The sequence below is a fragment of the Propioniciclava sp. genome (assembly GCF_047602245.1).
In the GTDB taxonomy this organism is placed as follows: domain Bacteria; phylum Actinomycetota; class Actinomycetes; order Propionibacteriales; family Propionibacteriaceae; genus Propioniciclava.
The window spans coordinates 627,777-647,267 of record NZ_JASGHT010000001.1; the positions used below are offsets into that span (position 1 = coordinate 627,777).

Sequence of the window (19,491 nt, forward strand, 5' to 3'; positions counted from 1 at the left end):
GCCATGGACTTCCGCAACCTCTACGATCACGGGTTCGTCCGCGTCGCCGCGTCCACGTTTCCGCTGAAACTGGTCGATCCGCAGCACAATGTGGCCGCGATCGCCGATCAGGCGCGCGCGCTGGACGCCGAGGGCGTCCGGGTGATCGTGTTCCCCGAGATGTGCGTGGTCGGCTACTCGATCGAAGACCTGGTGCTGCAGGATTCGGTGCTGGACGCCACCGACGCCGCGCTCGCCGAGTTGGCCGCCGCGTCGGCCGAGATCGGGGCGGTGCTGGTGGTCGGGGCACCGTTGCGGTCGCTGCATCGCGTCTACAACTGCGCGGTCGTCCTGCATCGCGGGCGGGTTCTGGGCGTGGTGCCGAAGGTCTACCTGCCGACCTACCGGGAGTTCTACGAGGCCCGCCAGATCGGGTCGGGGGCCGATGTCACCGGCGAGATCGCCGTCGCCGGGCAGGAGGCCCCCTTCGGCGCCGATCTGCTCTTCGAGGCGTCCGACACGCCCGGGCTGGTGCTCGCCGTGGAGATCTGCGAAGACATGTGGGTGCCCGTTCCGCCGGCCGCCGAGGCCGCGCTGGCGGGCGCGACCGTGATCGCGAACCTGTCCGGCTCACCGATCACCGTCGCCAAGGCGGTCGACCGGCATCTGCTGTGCGCCTCGAGTTCATCGCGCTATCTGTCCGCCTATCTCTACGCGGCCGGCGGTGAGGGCGAGTCCAGCACCGACCTGGCCTGGGACGGCCAGACGATGATCTACGAGAACGGAACGCTGCTCGCCGAATCGGAGCGGTTCCCGGCCGGCCCGCGCGCCAGCATCGCCGACGTGGACGTGGCCACGCTGCGCTCGGAGCGGCTGCGCCAAGGCACCTTCGACGACAACCGCCGCGCGCACGCCGCCCGGGTCGCCGAATACCGGACGGTGTCGTTCGAGCTGGGGCATCCGGCCGGCGACCTGGGCCTGCGGCGTCCGCTGGCCCGCTTCCCGTTCGTGCCCGCCGACCCCGCCCGGTTGGCGCAGGACTGTTACGAGGCCTACAACATCCAGGTCGCCGGGCTGGAACAGCGGCTGCGCTCGATCGGCAACCCGAAGGTCGTCATCGGCGTCTCGGGCGGGCTGGATTCGACGCACGCGCTGCTGGTCGCCGCCCAGGCGATGGACCGGATGGGGCGCCCGCGCACCGACATCCTGGCCTTCACCATGCCGGGCTTCGCGACATCGGATCACACCCGTAACAACGCGGTCGCGCTCGCCGAGGCTCTGGGCGTCACCTTCGAGACCCTCGACATCATCCCGGCCTGCCGGGCGATGCTGGAGGGCATCGGCCATCCGTTCGCCGAGGGCGAGCCGGTCTACGACGTGACCTTCGAGAACGTGCAGGCCGGCATGCGCACCGACTACCTGTTCCGGATCGCGAACCAGCGCGGCGGCATCGTGCTGGGCACCGGCGACCTGTCCGAGCTGGCGCTGGGCTGGTGCACCTACGGCGTCGGCGACCAGATGAGCCACTACAACGTCAACGGCGGTGTGCCCAAGACCCTGATGCAGCACCTGATCCGCTGGGTGATCACCGACGGCCACTTCGGCGCGACCGCCGGTGCGGTGCTGGCGTCCATCCTCGACACCGAGATCACCCCCGAATTGGTGCCCACCAAACCGGGCGAGAAGCCGCAGTCGACCGAGGCGTCCATCGGGCCCTACAACCTGCAGGACTTCACCCTCTTCCACGTGCTGCGCCACGGCATGCCGCCGTCGAAGATCGCCTTCCTGGCCTGGCACGCCTGGTCGGACGCCGCGCCCGGCGCCTGGCCCGAGGGTTTCCCGGACGACAAGCGAGTTTCCTACGACCTGGCCACCATCAAGCGCTGGCTCGAGGTGTTCTGCGGCCGCTTCTTCGGCTTCGCCCAGTTCAAACGCTCCGCGCTGCCCAACGGTCCCAAGGTGGTGCGCGGCGGCTCGCTGTCGCCGCGCGGCGACTGGCGGATGCCGACCGACGCCTCGGCCACCGTGTGGCTCGACGAACTGCGCCGCAATGTTCCCGACGCCGAGACCTTCGCGGAGGGCCGGCGATGAAAGCCGTCATCTTCGATGTGGCCAAGGTGATCGTCGACTGGGACGCCGGGCGTGCCGTCCGTGGCGCTCTGCCCGACGAGGTCGTGGACGCGTTTCTGGCCAGCCAGGAGTACTGGGCGATCAACGCCGCGACCGATGCCGGGCTGCCGCTCGTCGACGCCGTCGCGCGGATCGAGGCGGAGCTTCCCGAGTTCGCCGAACTGGCCCGGCTCTACTACGGCGAACGCTTCCCGCTCACGGTGACCGGCGAGATTCCCGGCACGACCGCGGTGATCGACGAACTCCTGGCCGCGGGCGTTCCCAGCTACGGGCTGTCGAACTGGTCGGCGGAGAACTTCTCCGTCGCCCGCGCCGGAGCACCGGTGATCGACCGCCTCGACGGGCTGATCGTCTCCGGCGAGGTCGGCCTGGCCAAACCCGATGAGGCCATCTTCCGGCTCGCCCTCGACCGGTTCGGGCTCGAGGCATCCGAGACCTTGATGGTCGACGACACCCAGCACAATCTCGACGCCGCCGCCCGCGTCGGCATGCCCACCCACCTGTTCACCAGTGCCGGCACGCTGCGCGACGACCTGGTGAGGCTCGGGCTCCTGGCCGGCTGAGCCGGTCCTGACTCGCCTACGCACCATCACGCGCTCACCCGGGATGAGAGGCTCGTACTCATGAAGCTGCTCCCTGAGGAACCCGCCGTCGCGGTTTGGCGGGCCATCCTGGTCGAGGAACTCTGGCAGAGCATCCGCGATCGGGCGTCTGATCGTTCGCCGCTGATCGTGGCCGTGGACGGGCGCGGCGCCTCGGGCAAGTCGACCCTCGCCGCTAGGTTCGCCACATTCGTGCCGGGACTCGTCGTCGTGCACACCGACGACCTGGCCTGGAACGAGCCGTTGTTCGACTGGTTCCACCTGCTGCGCGAAGACATCCTCGCCCCGCTGCGCCGCGGAGAGGACGTCTGGTTCACCCCGCCCGCCTGGCCCGCGCACGGCCGCGACGGGGCGATCGTCGTGCCGGCATCTGCCCCGGTCGTGGTGATCGAGGGCGTCGGAGCGGCGCACGACTCGGCGTCCGCTTTCCTCGATGCGACCATCTGGGTGCAGTCCGATCACGTCGAGGCCGAGCGGCGCGGCATCGAGCGCGACCTCGCTTGTGGCGTCAACGGCGATCGCGACGAAACCATCGCCTTCTGGCACGAATGGTGGAACGCCGAGCGCGCCTACCTCGCCGAGGACCGCCCCTGGGAGCGCGCAGACCTCATCGTCGCCGGCACCCCACCCGAACCGCTCGCGGCCGGCGAGGTCGCGGTAGCCGACGGACCTCTGAACCAGGCCTGATGCCAAGCGCGGCACTGAGTTGGCCCTCTCGAGCGACGCTACGCGTCTTGGTCTGGTCAACTCGACCAGACCAAGGCATCATGGCTTCATGGCCGTGACCGTGAACGTGCAAGAGGCCAAGACTCGCCTCTCCGAACTCCTTCATCGTGTGGAAGCCGGCGAAGAGGTCGTCATCGCGCGGGCCGGAACCGTGATCGCCCGCCTCGAGCCAGTGGCCCCACGCGTCCGGTCGTTCGACGCGCCGCTGCTCCCCGGCATTCCCCCGATCGACGTCGCAGAACTCCTGATGCCCATGAACGAGACCGACCTCCGCGATTGGGAGGACGGGCACATCGACGACCCGCTCATGGGGGCCCGGTCAGCATGACCGCCTATCTGCTCGACACTCACGTCATCGTATGGATGGCGACCGAGCCCAAGCGGATCCCGCGCAAACTGCGTTCCGCGCTCGCCCGTGCGGAACACCTGCACGTGTCACCCGCGAGCGTTTACGAAATCGTCCAGTTGGTGCGCCTCGGCCGCCTCCCCTCGGCCGCCAGCATCCTCGCACGATGGGACGAACTCGTGGAGGCCATGATGGCCGCCGAGTTGCCGCTGACCGCCGAGGCGATGGCCCGTGCCGGCTCCATGCCGTGGGCCCACCGGGACCCGTTCGACAGAATGCTGGTGGCTCAATCTCAACTGGGCGGCTTCACGCTGGTCACCAAGGACGCCACGATCCTTGCGTTCCCCGAGGTGAACTGCGCACCTTGGACGTAGCGGGGCGACAAATCACTGCACTCGTTCAGTTCGGGCTCCGGAAAACAGCAGTCCCACTGATGTTTTCCGGGCCCGCCCGCAATCGAGTGCAGTGATTTGCTCTCGTCTCGGCATGCATCGCGTGCTGGAATGTCCCCATGACTGCGCTGACCGCGATCGTTGCCTCGCTCCGGGACGACTGGGGCGTCGCGACCGAACCGGTCGGCCGCCGCGGCGTCCGATTCGCGGTGACCAGCGATCAGGGGCGTCCGCTGCCGATGATGGTGACGCTCGACCTACACTCCGAAGACGCCACCGCGGATTTCGGCACGCGCCCGCCCGGCCCGGTGCTGGATCGCCGGGGCAAGCCCCGGCAACGACAGCCCCAGGCCGCTCCCGAGGACGTGGCCCGGCACGGCATCGTGATGGCCGCCTTCACCCTGGCCGAGGCCGTCTGGATGATCGATCCGGATATCGCGCACACCTCCTGGGTGGTCCGGCTCGAGCCCACCCCGACCGGCTTCACCCTCGTCACCCACGAGGAGTGACCACCCGGCCGCCGGTCACCCGGCCGCCGGTCCGCCGAGGGGCTGGCTGCGCTCAACCAGGGGGGCCATTTCGGATCAGCGTCGGCTGTCCTTGGCTGTGCCCGTCATCGGCTTGGGAGCGGGAGTATCAAACGAATCGCCGACGCCAGGTTGATAGAGCAGGCAGAGCGCTGAGCCGTCGGTGTGATCTAGGTCACGGTAGCTGGCCAGCCAGGTCACGATGGCGAGACTCGACTCCGTTCGATCGACACCCACATAACCTGCAAACGCCGTTCGGCAATGTTCTCGCACGCGATCGTCGACATCGCCAGATTCTGGGTCCTCCGGGCGCCAGGTAGCAAAGACCTCGAAATGATGAACGGCATCGCACGACACCCGACTCGCCAGCCACGGAAACCCACCGCCGTCTCCGGACTTCAGGCAGGTACCCACAGCGTGAACTGGACCGCTACCGCAACCCGCTATCCCGAGACAGGCAAGGAGGATCCCGCCGACTCCCCATCGTCGCATCAGCCGACCCATAGGCGGGAGATTAGCAACGTCGTAGGCGTCATGGCTTCATGGCCGTCACCGTCAACGTGCAAGAGGGGGACGTCGCTAGACCTGTGATCAGAACGGCCAACCCGCGACCATGCCGGGGGCGCGGGCCGGCTCGCGGTAGAACTCGTGGCCGAAGGCGATCGCGAACGCCGCCGGAGGCATCTGCAGCATGCCCGCGGCGTCCGGCTGGCTCGCGTGACAGGCCAGCGCAGCCCGCTTGGCTTCGATGAACGGCGCGATGTCGACGTCCCAGTGCAGATCGGATTCCGGCGTGCCCATCGGGTTGCCGTCATCCATCGGGGCGTCGATGTCCCACACCTGGTCGGCGCTCATCATGCCGGCCTCGACCGCGAGCGCGTACAACGACCGCATCCGGTCACGGTTCATCGTCGTCTCCAGGTAGCGCGGACGCCGCGCCGCCACCTCGACGGCATAGCGGGTGATCCGGTGCACCATGATGTGGTCGGGATGGCCGTAGCCGCCGTGCCAGTCGTAGCCCACCACGACGTCGGCGTTCTCGGCGTCCAGCACGTCGGCGAGCGCGCGCCCGGCGACCGCCACGTCGGCCTGCCACAGCGCATCGGGGGCATCGTTCTGCTCCCAGCCGTACATGCCGGAGTCGGAGTAGCCGAGCCAGACCAGCCGTTGCGTGCCGGTGACCACAGCGGACGCCTCGGCCTCCTCACGGCGCAGGTCGGCCAGCGAACGCTCGCCCAGGTCGTCGGGGGCGGTGCCGTGGTCGCCGCCGGTGGCGTACACGCAGACGACGCGGTGGCCCAGCTGTGAGGCACGGGTCATCGTTCCCGACGTGGCGGACGCCTCGTCGTCGGGGTGGGCATGAACGAACACGATGGTTGAAGACACAAGTATTAACTGTGCCACGCCGGCGCGCTCCCGCATACCTGCAGAAGACCACGCACGCCCCGGACGGGGCTTTTCCGGGGCCGAACGCCGAGGCGGAACCCCGGATCAGCGCACCTCGCGTGGAATGCTGGAGGGGTGGATGTGATGTCGCTCTCCCCCGCCGACCAGCGCCGGCTGCAGCGCCTGCGGCGGATGAAGGCGGTCGCGCTCGGCTTGCTGGGCGCCGCCGCCGTCATCTATCTGGCCACGCTCCGCCTGGATCATTCCGGCGTGTGGGGCTACGTCAACACCATGGCGGAGGCCGCGATGGTGGGTGCGCTGGCCGACTGGTTCGCGGTCACCGCGCTGTTCCGGCATCCGCTCGGCATCCCGATCCCGCACACCGCGATCATCCCGCGCAAGAAGGACGAACTCGCCGGCTCGCTGCAATCGTTCTTCGCCGACAACTTCCTCACCGAGGACGTCGTCCGCGAACGCATCACCGACGCCCGGCTCGGGCGCCGGTTGGGCGGCTGGCTACGCCAGGAGGATCATGCCCGCCGGGTCGTCGATGAGGGCGTCCGGATCGGCCGCGCGCTGCTGGGCCGGGTGTCCGACGACGATGTCCGATCCTTGGCCCGTGACGTGCTGCTGCCGCGCCTGGACCGCGAACCGCTGGCGTCCGTCGGCGGAGCATTGCTGGAGGGGATCGTCGCCGATCGCGCCCACCAGGGGTTCGTCGACCTGATCCTGCGCGAGACCCGCACCTGGCTCGCCAAGCACCCCACCCAGTTCACCGCGATGCTGCACGACCGCGCCCCGTCGTGGGCGCCGAACTTCGTCAACCAGCGCATCGTGTCGGCGTTGTACTGGCAGGCGCTGGACTGGGTGTCGCGGGTGCTGGAGGATCCCGGGCACCCCACCCGGCGCAGCTTCGACAATCTGCTGTTGCGCATCGCGAACGACCTGCAGCACGACCCGGCCGTCCAGGCCCGCTTCGAGTCGCTCAAGGGCCGGCTGCTGACGCATCGCCAGCTCGAGGACGCCGTGGTGTCGCTGTGGGGCAGCGTGCGGGTCAGTCTCGAGTCCGCGCTCGACAACCCCGATTCGGCGCTGCGCCGGCGCGCGGCCGAGGCGGTCGAGAAGCTCGGCGAGTCCCTGCGCGAGGACGACGCGCTGGCCGCGCGCATCGACGCGACCACCTCGGATGCCGCCGCCTACCTGGTGACCAGCTACGGTCACGAGCTGAGTTCGGTGATCAGCCACACCATCCAGCGCTGGGATGGCCGCGACGCCTCACGGCGCATCGAGTTCTATGTCGGCCGCGATCTGCAGTTCATCCGGATCAACGGCACCGTCGTCGGTGCGCTGGCCGGCCTGATCATCCACGCGGTGAGCCAGCTCGTCTGACCCGGCCCACCGCGCGAGACGTCAGAAGAGCTGCTCGCCCTCGGGGGTGCCGGACGCCTCAGCCGCGGCCTCGTCCGCCGGTGCCGCAGGCGCGTCGGCCGGAGCATCGACGGGCACGGACGCCGCGGCGTCCGGGGTCTCCGACGGCCCGGTCGCGACCGGCTCGTCCGCGCGAGGCTCGGGCTCCCCCGTGGCCTCACCGGTGGGCGTAGCGGCCGCGATGGCGGCCACCGATGGCGCTCCGAGCAGTTCCTTGGTACGCGGAGCCGACGCGGGCGCGGCCGCCGGTGCATCCTGGCGGTTGCGGGCACGGCCACCGCGGGCGCGGGCGCCGCGGCGTCCGTTCGGGTCGCGGTCGCCGCCGTCGGCCGGTGTCTGGGTCGCCACCGGCGCGTCGTGCACGTGGTAGCCGCGGCCGTTGCAGGTCTCGCAGGAGACGGTGAAGGCCTCGGCCAGGCCGGTGCCGATCCGCTTGCGGGTCATCTGAACCAGGCCGAGCGAGGTCACCTCGGCGACCTGGTGACGGGTGCGGTCACGGCCCAGGCATTCGACGAGCCGGCGCAGCAACAGCTCGCGGTTGGCCGGCAGCACCATGTCGATGAAGTCGATGATGATGATGCCGCCGATATCGCGCAGCCTCAGCTGGCGGACGATCTCCTCGGCCGCCTCCAGGTTGTTGGAGGTGACAGTGGCCTCCAGGTTGCCCTGGTTGCCGGTGAACTTGCCGGTGTTGACGTCGATAACGGTCATCGCCTCGGTGCGGTCGATCACCAGCGAGCCGCCCGAGGGCAGGTGCACCCGGCGCTCCAGGGCCTTGGCGACCTGCTCGTGCACCCGGAACACGGTGAAGAGGTCGCCCTCGGTGTCGCGATCCCAGCGGCGCAGCCGCTCGGCCAGGTGCGGCGCGACGTGGGTGACGTAGCCCTGCATGGTGTCCCAGGCGTCCTCGCCCTGGCCGTTGCCGTCAACGACGAGCGCGGAGAAATCCTCGGTGAACAGGTCGCGGACGATCCGGACGGTCAGGTCGGGCTCGGTGTAGAGCTGCTGCGGCGCGGAGCCGGCCTTCACCTTCTTCTCGATGACCTCCCACTGCGCCTTGAGCCGGTTCACGTCGCGGACGAGCTCCTCCTCGGACGCCCCCTCGGCGGCGGTGCGGACGATCACGCTGGCGTCGGCGCCCACCACCTCGTCGAGGATGCCCTTCAGGCGGGCGCGCTCGCCATCGGGCAGCTTGCGCGAGATGCCGGACAGCTGGCCGCCGGGGCAGTAAACCACGTAGCGGCCCGGGATCGAGATGTGCGCGGTCAGACGGGCGCCCTTGGCGCCGATCGGGTCCTTGGTGACCTGGACCAGCACCGGCTGGCCCGACTTGAGCACCCTCTCGACCTTGCGGTCGTCGCCGGTGACCCCGAACGAATCCCAGTCGACCTCGCCGGCGTACAGCACCGCGTTGCGGCCACGGCCGATGTCGACGAACGCCGCCTCCATCGAGGGCAGCACGTTCTGCACGCGGCCCAGGTAGATGTTGCCGATCAGGGACGCCGAGGTGGCGCGATCGACGTAGTGCTCGACGAGGACGCCGTCCTCCATCACCGCGATCTGGGTGTAGTCGTCGGCCTGGCGGATCAGCATCTGGCGTTCGACGGATTCGCGGCGGGCCAGGAACTCCGACTCGGACAGGATCGGCGCGCGGCGGCGGCCGGCGGCGCGCCCCTCGCGGCGGCGCTGGCGCTTGGCCTCCATCCGGGTGGAGCCCTCGATGCCGGTGATCTCGTCGTTGGGCGACTTGGCCCGCGAGCCGCGCGGCTCGCGCACCTTCACCACCACGTCGACGCCCTCTTCGGTCTCGGCGCCGGTGTCCTCACCGCGACGGCGGCGGCGACGACGGCGACGGCCCGCGGGCACCGCATCACCGGACTCGTCGCCCTCGTCGGCCGCACCGGAGGTGGCCTCGCCCTGAGCGTCGTCGGCGGGCTCCTCGTCGGAGTCGTCCGCGTCGGACTCGGCGTCGGCCTCGTCGCCCGACTCGTCGTCGGCGTTCTTGCGGCGGCGGCGTCCGCCACGACGGCGGCGGCGCTTGCGCGGCGCGCCCTCGTCGTCGCCGGCCTCGGCGTCGTTGTCCGCGTCCTGCTCGGTCTCGGCGTCGGCCTCGGAGGGCTCGGCGTCCTCGGGTGCCGCCTCGCCGGCGCTCTCGGCGCCCGAGATGGCGGCGGCCAGGTCGCTGAGGGCCGCGGACACGTCGGTGGGCCGCGCGTCGTCGGCCTCCTCGGGACGAGCGCGCTCGGCGCTCAAGGCTGCCAGGCCTGCGGCGACCAGGTCGGCGGCGTCGGCGTCCTCACCCTTGGTGTCGCGTCCGCCACGGCGGCGGCCGCCATGCCGGCGCGCGGGGCGCGCGGGCTGTTCGTCGGGGGTGGCCTCGGCGGCCGGCGGCGTCTGGTCGTCCTCGGCCGGGGTATCGGCGACGGCCGGCTGCTCCGCGGCCACCTCGTCGCCGGTACCGTCCTGGTCGGCGGACGCGGCGTCAGCGGCTTCACTCGGCTCAGCGGCGTCGTTGCTGGTTTCGGCGGCGCCGGCGATCTCCTCCGGCGCGGGCTCGGCGTCCGGAGCCTCCTCGTCGGCGTCCTCGTCCGGCTCGGCCTCGGTCTCGTCGGCGGGCACCTCGGCGCCAGCCGGGTCTTCGGCGTCCGCTACGGCCTCGGCGACCGGGGCGGCGTCGGTGGCCTCCACCTCGGACCATTCGGCCTCAACGGATTCGGGCTCGGCGTCCAGCGGCGCGATGGCGGCGGGAGCGGCCGGGGAGGGCAGCTCCTTGGGCGGGCCGGCGGGCCGGCTCGCCGCGCGCCTGCGACGGCGGGGCGCGGCGAGCGCGCCTGCGGCGTCTTCGGGTGCACCAGTGGGTACGTCTGAATCGAGCATGCTGCTCTCCTCCACACGGCAGTCGACCTGCCGGACAGTGGTCGCGGAACGATCCTTCACGGACCGCGTGCGACGAAGCTTGCGGTATGACAGGAACCCGCCGCGGTCGTTGGATGCGTCGCGGCCTGGCTCCGGTCAGGCGCTGGGTAGCGTCCAACCTGAGCGCCATTGTGCCACATTCCGGCGCCCCACCCCAGCACCCGCGGCGGCCCCGTCGCGGTCCGCGCAGGCAGAACCGGCCTGCCAGAGGCGTATTCGCCTGGCAGGCCGGTTGAAGAAAACTGGCCGAAAGTAATCAGCGCAACGCCGGATCGGCGGCCTGGACCGCCTCCACCTCCGCCGCGGCCGGCGCGTAGGCGCCGTTCTTACTCACCGTGATGCCCGAGGTGACCACCGCCGTGTGCAGCGCCGGCTGGACGTCGGACCAGCCCGCGTCCCGCAGCCGCTGCCGGGCCTCACCCGCGCCGAGCAGGCCCGCCTTCAGCAGGCCCGAGATCAGGCCGGCCATGAACGAGTCGCCCGCGCCGACGGTATCGCCGACCTCGACGTCCATCTGATCGATGTGCAGCAGGTCGCGGTTGCCGGCCAGCAACGCGTAGGCGCCCCACGGGCCGCGGGTGACGACGACCATGGACGGTCCTGCGGCGATCCAGCGGCGCATCACATTCTCGACGGGTTCGCCCGGGTAGAGCCAGTCGAGGTCCTCATCGCTGACCTTGACCAGATCGGACAGTTCGACGATCTCCTCGACCCGGCCGCGCACCTGCTCGGGCGAGACCATCAGCGCGGGGCGGATGTTCGGGTCGTAGGAGATGGTGGCCTGCGGCTTGATCGCGCGGGCGATCTCGACGACGCGACTGCCGCCCGGCTCCAGCGTGGCCGCGATCGAACCGGTGTGCAGGTGCGTGTACTGCCCCAGGTCGCCGATCTCGGGAACGTTCCATTCGAGGTCGAATTCGTAGGTGGCCCGGCCGTCGGCGTCCAGCTTCGCGTAGGCGACCGCGGTCTTCTCGGCCGAATCCGTGCCGGGCACGATCGCCACACCAGAGTCGGTGGCCCAGGCCGCCAGGCGTGCGCCGCGCTCATCGGGCCCCCACCAGGCGCAGATCGAGGAATCGTTGCCGAGGGTGGCGATGCCTGCCGCCACATTGAGCAGGCTCCCCCCGACGTGCTCGACGCTGGAGTCGTCACGCATGACGACATCGATCAGCGCTTCGCCCAAACACAGCACCTTGTTGCTCATTCATGCCCCTTCGCAGCTCGGCCCCACGGAATCGTCCTCGTCGTGGGTGACGCCGAGCTTATCCCGCTCAGGCCCCCTCCCGGGCAGCCTTGGCGAGGTGACGGCGCCAGCCCAGCCACCCGACCACGGTCAAGCCGACGGCGGTCGCCGCGAGCCCGGCCACGGACGCCGCGACGAGCGGCGCGATGACCCCCGCGATCACCGCGTTGAAACTCAGTTGGACGAACGACTGCACCGAACTGGCCGCACCGCGGGCCTGGGGGAAGAGCTGCAGCATCTCCAGGGTGAGCACGGGGAACGCCAACGCCACGCCGAAGGTGTAGACCGGCAGCGCGAGCACCGCCCACGGCAGCCCCTGGGTGGCCGGGAGCAGCGCCAACGCCAGGTTGAGCAGACCACCCACCAGCGAGATGCGGTAGCCGAGGGAGGCCATCGCGCGCGGCGGCATCAGCCCCGCCGCCCGCCCCGACACGAAGGAGCCGGCCACCATGCCGCCGATCAGCGGGACGAACAGCACCCAGAAATCCTGCTCGCCTCCGCCGAGCAGGCCGACCACGAACAGCGGCGCGGACGAGATCAGGGTGAACATGCCGGCGAAGTTGAACATGCCGGCCAGCGCGAGCCGGCGTCCGTCACGGTGCCGCCACACCGCCCACAGACTGGTCAGCAGCGGACGCAGCCGCAGCGGGCTGCGCGCTCCGGCCGGGTGCGATTCGGGCAGGAAGAGCACGGTGAGCAGCACCAGCACCAGCCCGAAGGCGGCCAGGAACCAGTACATCACCCGCCAGTCCCCGGCAAGCAGCAGCCAGCCGCCGACGATCGGAGCCAGTGCCGGGGCCAGGCCGAAGATCATCGCGATGTGGCTCATCACCCGCTGGGCGCGCTGGCCGTGGAAGAGATCGCTGACCACGGCCCTGCTGATGATCTGGCCTGCGCCCGCGCTGGCCCCCTGGACGGCACGCAAGGCGACCAGGGTGCCGAACCCGGGCGCCAGCGCTGAGGCCACCGATGCCGCGGCGTAGACCAGCAACCCGGCGATGATGACCCGCTTGCGCCCAACGGCGTCCGAGATCGGGCCATGGAACAACGACATCACCGCGAAGGCGACCAGGTAGGCGCTCAGCAACTGCTGCAAGGCGAAGTCGGTGACGCCGAGGGCGTCCGACATCTGGGCGAACGCCGGGAAGATCATGTCGATCGAGAACGGCCCGACCATGCCCAGGCCGGCCAAGACGACCAGCAGCAGTGGCTGGGAGGAACTCTCGCGACGCGTCACCGCGCGATTGTGCCAGCACCGGCCCCCTGCCCACGCTGAGGCGTCCGAGGGGCGGTCCTTGCAGGCTCACCGGACGAGAAAGACCCAGGTAAGACAAGCGGTCATATCCCACACACCGCCGTGTTTTTTTGGTTCGATACTCTCACCGAACCTTTGACAGAAGGGGATCACCGTGGAACCCACCACACAGTCCGCCGCGCAAGCCATCGTCGATGGCGTCGGCGGGCCTGACAACATCACGTCGCTGACGCACTGTGCGACACGCCTGCGCTTCGAGCTCGTCGATGGCAGCAAGGTGGACGAGGCTGCCCTGGACGCCATCCCGGCCGTTCTCGGCTCCGTCCCGCAATCCGGCGACCGGCACCAGGTCATCATCGGTGGCGCTGTCCAGGGCATGTTCACCGACATCATGAACCTTCCCAGCATGAGCAAGGGCGGCGCGGCCTCCTCCGACGCCGACGTCAAGGCCGCCGCCCGTGCGAAGGCGCGCGGCAAGAACGCCTGGCTGGACGCCTTCTTCGAGTACCTGTCCAACAGCTTCCGCCCGCTGCTCGGCGTCCTGCTCGGCGCCTCGCTGGTCATCGCCTTCGCGGCGGTGCTGGACGCCCTCGGCGTCGTCGAGTTCCGCGCCGCCGACAAGCCCGCGGGCTGGATCTTCATCGACACCATCTGGCACGCGGTCTTCTACTTCCTGCCGCTGATGGTGGCCTACAACGCCTCCAAGGCGCTGAACATCGATCCGTGGGTCGGCTTCAGCGTCATGGCCGCGCTGATGACGCCCGACTTCGTCAAGCTGACCAAGCCGGAAGAAGTACCCAGCACCACCTGTGTGGCCAGCCCCATTCCCGGCGCCCCACCCGCCTGTACGGCCGACATCTTCGGCATCCCGATGCCGCTGAACGACTATTCGGGCGCGGTGTTCGTGCCGTTGATCATGGTCGCGGTGCTGGCGCTGGTCTACAAGCTCGCCCAGCGCCTCATCCCGGAGAACGTGCACCTGGTGTTCGTGCCCTTCTTGTCGATGGCGATCATGGTGCCGGTGTCGGCCTTCCTGATCGGCCCGCTCGGCATCTGGATCGGCACCACCCTCGGCCAAGGACTCTCCTGGCTGAACACGACCGCGCCGTACGTCTTCGCCCTGCTCATCCCGATGCTCTACCCGTTCCTGGTGCCGCTGGGCCTGCACTGGCCGCTGAATGCGATCATGCTCGCCAACATCAGCACGCTGGGTTACGACTTCATCCAGGGCCCGATGGGCACCTGGAACTTCGCCTGCTTCGGCGCCACCGCGGCGGTGCTGGTGATCTCGATGCGCGAGCGCGACACCGAGATGCGGCAGACCTCGACCGGCGCCCTGGCGGCCGGCCTGCTCGGCGGTATCTCGGAGCCGTCGCTGTACGGCATCCACCTGCGCTTCAAGCGGATCTACCCGCGCATGCTGGCCGGCTGTGCCACCGGTGGCATCATCATCGCCGGCGGCTCCATGCTGCTGAAGCTGGACGGCGTCCGCGCGAGCACGTTCGCGTTCACCTCGCTGCTGACCATCCCGATCTTCTCCCCGATGATGCTGTACGTGATCGCGATCGCCGGCGCGTTCTTCGTGTCGTTCTTCGTGATCCTGCTCACCGACTACCGCACCGCCGAGGAGAAGGCCACCTTCCGCGCCGCCCGTGACGCCCGCGAGGCCGCGGCCGCGCTCGTTCCGGCCGGTGCCGTCGCCGCCGCAGTTCCGGCCGCCGTCGCCGCTCCCGCCGCGGCCGCGCCCGCCGCCGTGGTGACCGAACCGGCCGTCCCGGCCGAGCCGATCCACGAGACCGTGGTCTCCCCCGTGTCTGGCGACGCCGTGTCGCTGGACGACTCCGGGGACGCCGTGTTCGCCTCCCGCGCCATGGGCGAGGGTGTCGCGGTGCTGCCGAGCGAGGGACGCTTCGTCGCCCCTATCTCGGGCAAGGTCGCCACGGTGTTCCCGACCGGGCACGCCTACGGCATCAAGTCGGCCTCGGGTGTGGAGGTGCTGGTGCACATCGGCATCGACACGGTGAAGCTCGAGGGCCAGCACTTCGAGGCCAAGATCGCCAAGGGCCAGCAGGTGCAGGCCGGCGATCTGATCGCCGAGGTCAACCTCGACGGCGTCCGCGAGGCGGGCTACTCCACCGCAACGATCGTCACGGTGATGAACACCAAGGCGCTCAAGCGCAAGGGTGTCGCCGTGGTTCCGGTGCTCAACTACGGCATCACCGCGGGCGAGTCGATCATCCGGGTCGACAGCGAGTGATCCACTGAACCGGGTTTCCCGGTTCATCAGCCGAGAACGTCACGCAACCAGGCCTCGTGCCACCGGGTCTCCCGGGGTTGCGTGACGTTCTCGGCATTCCAGGCCCGGGGCAACGGCGTGCCGCCCTACCTACGACACCGTAGGCCGGGTCTAGAGTGACGATCATGAGTTTTGCTGGCCGCCCCGCGACCCCCGCCACCCTCGCCGTCCGCTCCGCGCGTGACTTCCTGCTCGACCACCCGCACGACTACGACACCGTCGTCGGTGAGTTCCGCTGGCCCGAGCTGGAGCACTTCAACTTCGCCCTCGACTGGTTCGACGTGGTCGCCGGGGAGCACCCGGACCGTCCGGCCGTCACCATCGTCGAACAGCGCGACGGATCGATGAGCACCTGGAGCTACGGCGAAATCGCGCGGCGCTCCGACCAGGTCGCCTGCTGGCTCACCGACTTGGGCATGCAGCGCGGCGACACGATGATCGTGATGCTGAACAACACCATCGAGCTGTGGGAGATCCTGTTCGGCCTGCTCAAGGTGGGTGGGGTGGCGATCCCCACCTCGACGCTGCTCAGCGATGCCGACCTGGCCTGGCGCGTCGAGACCGCCGATGCCCGGTTCGCGATCGCCCCCGCCGGCCTGGCCGAGCGCTTCCACCTCGTCCGGGCGCAGACCACGCTGATCAGCGTCGGCGACGGCGCCGCCGAGGGGTGGACGCCGTGGGCCGACAGCGCGCAGGCGTCCGCCACCTTCACCCCGGATGCGCCGACCCCGGCCGGGGACACGTCGCTGCTCTACTTCACCTCCGGGACGACCGCGCACCCGAAGCTGGTGCGGCACACCCAGGTCAGCTACCCGGTCGGGCACCTGTCCACGATGTACTGGCTGGGGGTGCGCCCCGGCGATGTGCACCTGAACATCTCCTCCCCGGGCTGGGGCAAGCATGCGTGGAGCAACTTCTTCTCGCCCTTCCTCGCCCAGGCGACCGTGTTCATCGTCAACTACGACCGGTTCAACGCCGAGAAGCTGATGCAGATCATGGACGCCCACCACGTGTCCACCTTCTGCGCGCCGCCGACGGTGTGGCGGATGCTGATCCAGGCCGACCTGTCGCATCTGACCAAGCCGCCGCGCGAACTGCTCGGCGCCGGCGAGGCGCTCAACCCCGAGGTGATCAACCGGGTGCGGGACGCCTGGGGCTCGACGATCCGCGACGGCTACGGGCAGACCGAGATGACCTGCGCGGTCGGCAACACTCCCGGCCAGCCGATCAAGCTGGGCGCGATGGGGCGTCCGATGCCCGGCTACGCGGTGGTGCTGGCCGACCCGGCCACCGGCCGGCTGCTAGAGGGCGTCGCCGAGGGCGAGGTGTGCCTGGACCTGTCGGTGCACCATCTCGGCCTGATGGGCGACTACTTCGACGCGCCCGAGCTCACCGCCGAGGCAACCCGCGGCGGCCTCTATCACACCGGTGACATCGCCGCCCGCGACGAGAACGGCTACCTCACCTACGTGGGCCGCGCCGACGACGTGTTCAAGGCGTCCGATTACAAGATCTCGCCGTTCGAGCTGGAGAACGCGCTCATGCTGCACCCGGCCGTATCCGAGTGCGCGGTCGTACCGTCGCCGGACGAGGTGCGCGGCGCCGTCCCGAAGGCCTACATCACCCTCGCCGCCGGGCACGGCCCCGACCCCGACACCGCGGCGTCGGTGTTCGCGCACTGCCGCGAGCACCTCAACGGCTACCAGTTGGTGCGCATCGTCGAGTTCATCGACCAGCTACCCAAGACGATCAGCGCCAAGGTGCGCCGGGTCGAGCTGCGGGCCGCCGAGGCCGAACGGGTCGCCTCCGGCGCGGTGGCGGGCCAGTTCTTCTACCGCGACTTCCGCTGACCCCGGTGAGCGCCAACACCGACACGACCGCGCCGGCCGGGGCGCGACAGCCCTGGCTGCGCGTCGCCGCCGCGCTCGCGATGGCGGCGTGGGGCGCGAACCAGTTCGTGCCGATGCTGCTGGTCTACCGCGCCGAGCGCGGCCTGCCCGAGACGCTGGTCACCGCGATGTTCGCCGCCTACGTGCTCGGGATGGTGCCCACGCTGCTGGGCGGGGCCTGGTTCAGCCAGCGGCACGGACGCCGCCTCATGGTCCGGATCTCGGTGGTACTGATGGCGGTGGCGAGCCTGCTGCTGCTCGCCGGCGCCGACGTGCCCGCGCTGCTGTTCGCCGGCCGGATCGTCGCCGGGGCCGGCGTGGGTTTCGCGATGGGCGCCGGGTCGGCCTGGGTGTCGGCGCTGTCCTCGGATCGCCCGGCCGGCACGGGAGCCCGGCGGGCGGCGCTGGCGATGACGGCCGGTTTCGGGCTGGGCCCGATCCTGGCGGGCGCGCTCGCGCAATGGGTGCCCGCACCGCTGCAGCTGCCCTACGCGGTGCACCTGGTGCTGCAGACGCTGGCGGCCGTCGCGGTCTGGAACGCCCCCGAACCGCGCCCCGAGACAACGGCGCTGCTGCGGCTGGGCGCGGTCGCCGAGACGGTGCGGCATCAGTGGTTCTGGACGATCGTGCTGCCGAGCGCGCCTTGGGTGTTCGGCACCGTCGCGGTCGCCTTCGCCGTCGTGCCGTCGGTGACCGGTCCCCTGCCGGGCCTGCCGGTGGTGTTCGCGGCCGGCGCCGCGGCCGGCATCGCGCTCGGCACCTCCGCGCTGGTGCAGCCGCTGCTGCGCCGGTGGGCGTCCGGCCATGCGGCCACGCTGATCCTGATCGGGATGGGAACGGTCGCGCTCGGCATGCTGATGGCGATGGCGTCCGCGCTGTGGCCAGCATCATGGTGGCTGCCGGTGATCGCCGTGGTGCTGGGCTCGTGCCATGCCCTGCTGATCGTCGGCTGCATGACCCTGGTCGAGCTCAACTCACCACCCGGGCTGCTCGCGCCGATGACCGCGATCGTGTACTGCCTGGCCTACATCGGCTTCACCGCGCCCTGGGTGGTCGCGCTGCTCGCCCTGGTCGTGCCCGCGTGGGTCGCGCTGCTCGTGGGCGCCGTCGTGGCCGTGGCCACCACCGCCTGGCTGGTCAGGTGCCGCCGGCGGGGGTGAGCGTTCAGGTCTGGGGCGGCACGATCAGGGATAAGACGATGATGCCAACGCCGAGGACGCCCAGGCAGATCAGGTCCACCCAGCGGGCCCGGACGCCCAGCAACCCGACCTTGGCCTCGGGCAGGAACGCCCGCAGCACCAGGCCAGCGCAAAAGCCCATCCCGATCAGGAACGAACCACGTTTCCAATGCCCGAGCCCGGCCCAGGCGACGCCCGCGGACACGGTCACGAGCACCACCGCCAGCGGCCATTGCCCGGCTACCAGCTGATACCACGGACGCGGGGCGCGCGGCCCCTGCGAGTGGTCCCAGGCCTCGTGGCGCTCGCGGCGCTTCATCGGCGGGCCTCCATCAGCGGAGCGCGGCCAGCTTCTCCGCGCGGTCGACCACGTTGGACAGCAGCATCGCGCGGGTCATCGGGCCCACCCCGCCGGGGTTGGGGGTGACCCAGGCCGCTTGGTCCCAGACGTCGGGCGCGAGGTCGCCGACGGTCTTGCCGTCGACGCGGCTGACGCCGACGTCCACGCAGATCGCGCCCGGGGCGATCATGCCGGCGGTGATCATGCCGGGCACCCCGGCGGCCGCCACCACGATGCCGGCGCGGCGGGTGTGCGCGGCCAGGTCGCGGGTGCCGGTGTGGCACAGGGTGACGGTGGCGTTCTCGCTGCGCCGGGTCAGGATCAGCCCGAGCGGGCGTCCGACCGTGATGCCGCGGCCAACCACGCACACCTCGGCGCCGCGTAACTCGATGCCGTGCCGGGTGAGCAGTTCGACGATGCCGCGCGGCGTGCACGGCAGGGTGGCCGGCTCGTCGAGCACCAGGCGGCCCAGGTTGACCGGGTGCAGGCCGTCGGCGTCCTTGTCGGGGTCGATCAGCGACAGCGCCCAGTTCTCGTCGAGGTGCCGGGGCAACGGCAGCTGGACGATGTAGCCGGTGCAGGCCGGATCCTCGTTGAGGCCCTCGATGGCCGCGCGCACCTGCTCGGCGGTCGCGTCGCCGGGCAACTCGACCTGGATCGAGGCGATGCCCACCTGCTCGCAGTCGCGATGCTTCATCCGGACGTAGTTCTGGCTGGCCGGGTCCTCACCGACCAGTACGGTGGCCAGCCCCGGCCGGACGCCCGCCTGCGCGAGCGCCGCCACCCGGGTGGTGAGTTCGGCCTTGATCGCCTTGGCGGTGGCGATCCCGTCCAGCTTCTGCGCGGTCATCGGCGCTC

The 19,491-nt window shown here is 70.4% G+C and carries 17 protein-coding genes; 10 read left to right on the forward strand and 7 right to left on the reverse strand.

What is annotated here, in order from left to right:
• Positions 1-3 precede the first annotated feature (3 nt).
• The 6 genes from QM708_RS03055 (at position 4) to QM708_RS03080 (ending at position 4,684) form a co-directional block, all read left to right on the forward strand.
• Complete coding sequence (locus tag QM708_RS03055) at positions 4-2,070, forward strand: NAD(+) synthase (protein WP_415104268.1); 2,067 nt, start codon at positions 4-6, stop codon at positions 2,068-2,070.
• Positions 2,067-2,672 carry an HAD family hydrolase gene (locus QM708_RS03060; protein WP_415104270.1) on the forward strand — a complete coding sequence of 202 codons (606 nt, stop codon included), beginning with the start codon at positions 2,067-2,069 and terminating at the stop codon, positions 2,670-2,672. Before QM708_RS03055 ends, QM708_RS03060 begins: the two co-directional genes overlap by 4 nt.
• A 60-nt stretch (positions 2,673-2,732) precedes the next feature.
• Complete coding sequence (locus QM708_RS03065; RefSeq protein ID WP_415104272.1) at positions 2,733-3,398, forward strand: uridine kinase family protein; 666 nt, start codon at positions 2,733-2,735, stop codon at positions 3,396-3,398.
• A gap of 88 nt (positions 3,399-3,486) precedes the next feature.
• Entirely contained in the window at positions 3,487-3,765 is a 279-nt protein-coding gene (locus QM708_RS03070) for a type II toxin-antitoxin system Phd/YefM family antitoxin (RefSeq protein WP_415104274.1), read from the forward strand.
• Entirely contained in the window at positions 3,762-4,157 is a 396-nt protein-coding gene (locus QM708_RS03075) for a type II toxin-antitoxin system VapC family toxin (RefSeq protein WP_415104276.1), read from the forward strand. The genes QM708_RS03070 and QM708_RS03075 overlap by 4 nt, the downstream gene beginning before the upstream one ends.
• A gap of 137 nt (positions 4,158-4,294) precedes the next feature.
• Complete coding sequence (locus QM708_RS03080; protein WP_415104278.1) at positions 4,295-4,684, forward strand: hypothetical protein; 390 nt, start codon at positions 4,295-4,297, stop codon at positions 4,682-4,684.
• 75 nt (positions 4,685-4,759) lie between these two features.
• Here QM708_RS03080 and QM708_RS03085 read toward each other — a convergent pair whose 3' ends face one another.
• Positions 4,760-5,206: a septum formation family protein gene (locus tag QM708_RS03085; RefSeq protein WP_415104280.1), complete on the reverse strand. Its 447-nt coding sequence runs from the start codon at positions 5,204-5,206 to the stop codon at positions 4,760-4,762.
• A gap of 87 nt (positions 5,207-5,293) precedes the next feature.
• A complete protein-coding gene (locus tag QM708_RS03090) occupies positions 5,294-6,088 on the reverse strand; it encodes a PIG-L deacetylase family protein (RefSeq protein ID WP_415104282.1) in 795 nt (264 codons plus the stop codon).
• A gap of 144 nt (positions 6,089-6,232) precedes the next feature.
• Here QM708_RS03090 and QM708_RS03095 point away from each other — a divergent pair, with 144 nt between their 5' ends.
• Positions 6,233-7,477: a DUF445 domain-containing protein gene (locus QM708_RS03095; protein ID WP_415104284.1), complete on the forward strand. Its 1,245-nt coding sequence runs from the start codon at positions 6,233-6,235 to the stop codon at positions 7,475-7,477.
• Positions 7,478-7,498: 21 nt separating this feature from the next.
• On the opposite strand, the gene QM708_RS03100 is transcribed toward QM708_RS03095, so the two are convergent.
• The 3 genes from QM708_RS03100 to QM708_RS03110 form a co-directional block, all read right to left on the reverse strand.
• Entirely contained in the window at positions 7,499-10,393 is a 2,895-nt protein-coding gene (locus QM708_RS03100) for an Rne/Rng family ribonuclease (RefSeq protein WP_415104286.1), read from the reverse strand.
• Positions 10,394-10,688: 295 nt separating this feature from the next.
• On the reverse strand, positions 10,689-11,636 hold the full coding sequence (locus QM708_RS03105; RefSeq protein WP_415104288.1) for a carbohydrate kinase family protein: 948 nt from the start codon (positions 11,634-11,636) through the stop codon (positions 10,689-10,691).
• Between the two features lie 67 nt (positions 11,637-11,703).
• Complete coding sequence (locus QM708_RS03110; RefSeq protein WP_415104290.1) at positions 11,704-12,912, reverse strand: multidrug effflux MFS transporter; 1,209 nt, start codon at positions 12,910-12,912, stop codon at positions 11,704-11,706.
• Positions 12,913-13,084: 172 nt separating this feature from the next.
• Here QM708_RS03110 and QM708_RS03115 point away from each other — a divergent pair, with 172 nt between their 5' ends.
• The 3 genes from QM708_RS03115 to QM708_RS03125 all read left to right on the forward strand — a co-directional run bounded on the left by QM708_RS03115 (position 13,085) and on the right by QM708_RS03125 (position 18,275).
• Positions 13,085-15,187: a glucose PTS transporter subunit IIA gene (locus tag QM708_RS03115; protein WP_415104292.1), complete on the forward strand. Its 2,103-nt coding sequence runs from the start codon at positions 13,085-13,087 to the stop codon at positions 15,185-15,187.
• Positions 15,188-15,351: 164 nt separating this feature from the next.
• The gene (locus QM708_RS03120; protein WP_415104294.1) at positions 15,352-17,076 is read left to right on the forward strand and encodes an AMP-binding protein; all 1,725 of its coding nucleotides are present in this window, start codon (positions 15,352-15,354) and stop codon (positions 17,074-17,076) included.
• A gap of 5 nt (positions 17,077-17,081) precedes the next feature.
• Positions 17,082-18,275: an MFS transporter gene (locus tag QM708_RS03125; RefSeq protein WP_415104296.1), complete on the forward strand. Its 1,194-nt coding sequence runs from the start codon at positions 17,082-17,084 to the stop codon at positions 18,273-18,275.
• Positions 18,276-18,279: 4 nt separating this feature from the next.
• Here the strand turns inward: QM708_RS03125 and QM708_RS03130 are convergent, their stop codons facing one another.
• Together QM708_RS03130 and QM708_RS03135 are read right to left on the reverse strand one after the other, a co-directional pair.
• Complete coding sequence (locus tag QM708_RS03130; RefSeq protein WP_415104298.1) at positions 18,280-18,612, reverse strand: DUF3017 domain-containing protein; 333 nt, start codon at positions 18,610-18,612, stop codon at positions 18,280-18,282.
• A 13-nt stretch (positions 18,613-18,625) separates the two neighbouring features.
• Positions 18,626-19,483 carry a bifunctional methylenetetrahydrofolate dehydrogenase/methenyltetrahydrofolate cyclohydrolase gene (locus QM708_RS03135; RefSeq protein WP_415104300.1) on the reverse strand — a complete coding sequence of 286 codons (858 nt, stop codon included), beginning with the start codon at positions 19,481-19,483 and terminating at the stop codon, positions 18,626-18,628.
• Between the last annotated feature and the right edge of the window lie 8 nt (positions 19,484-19,491).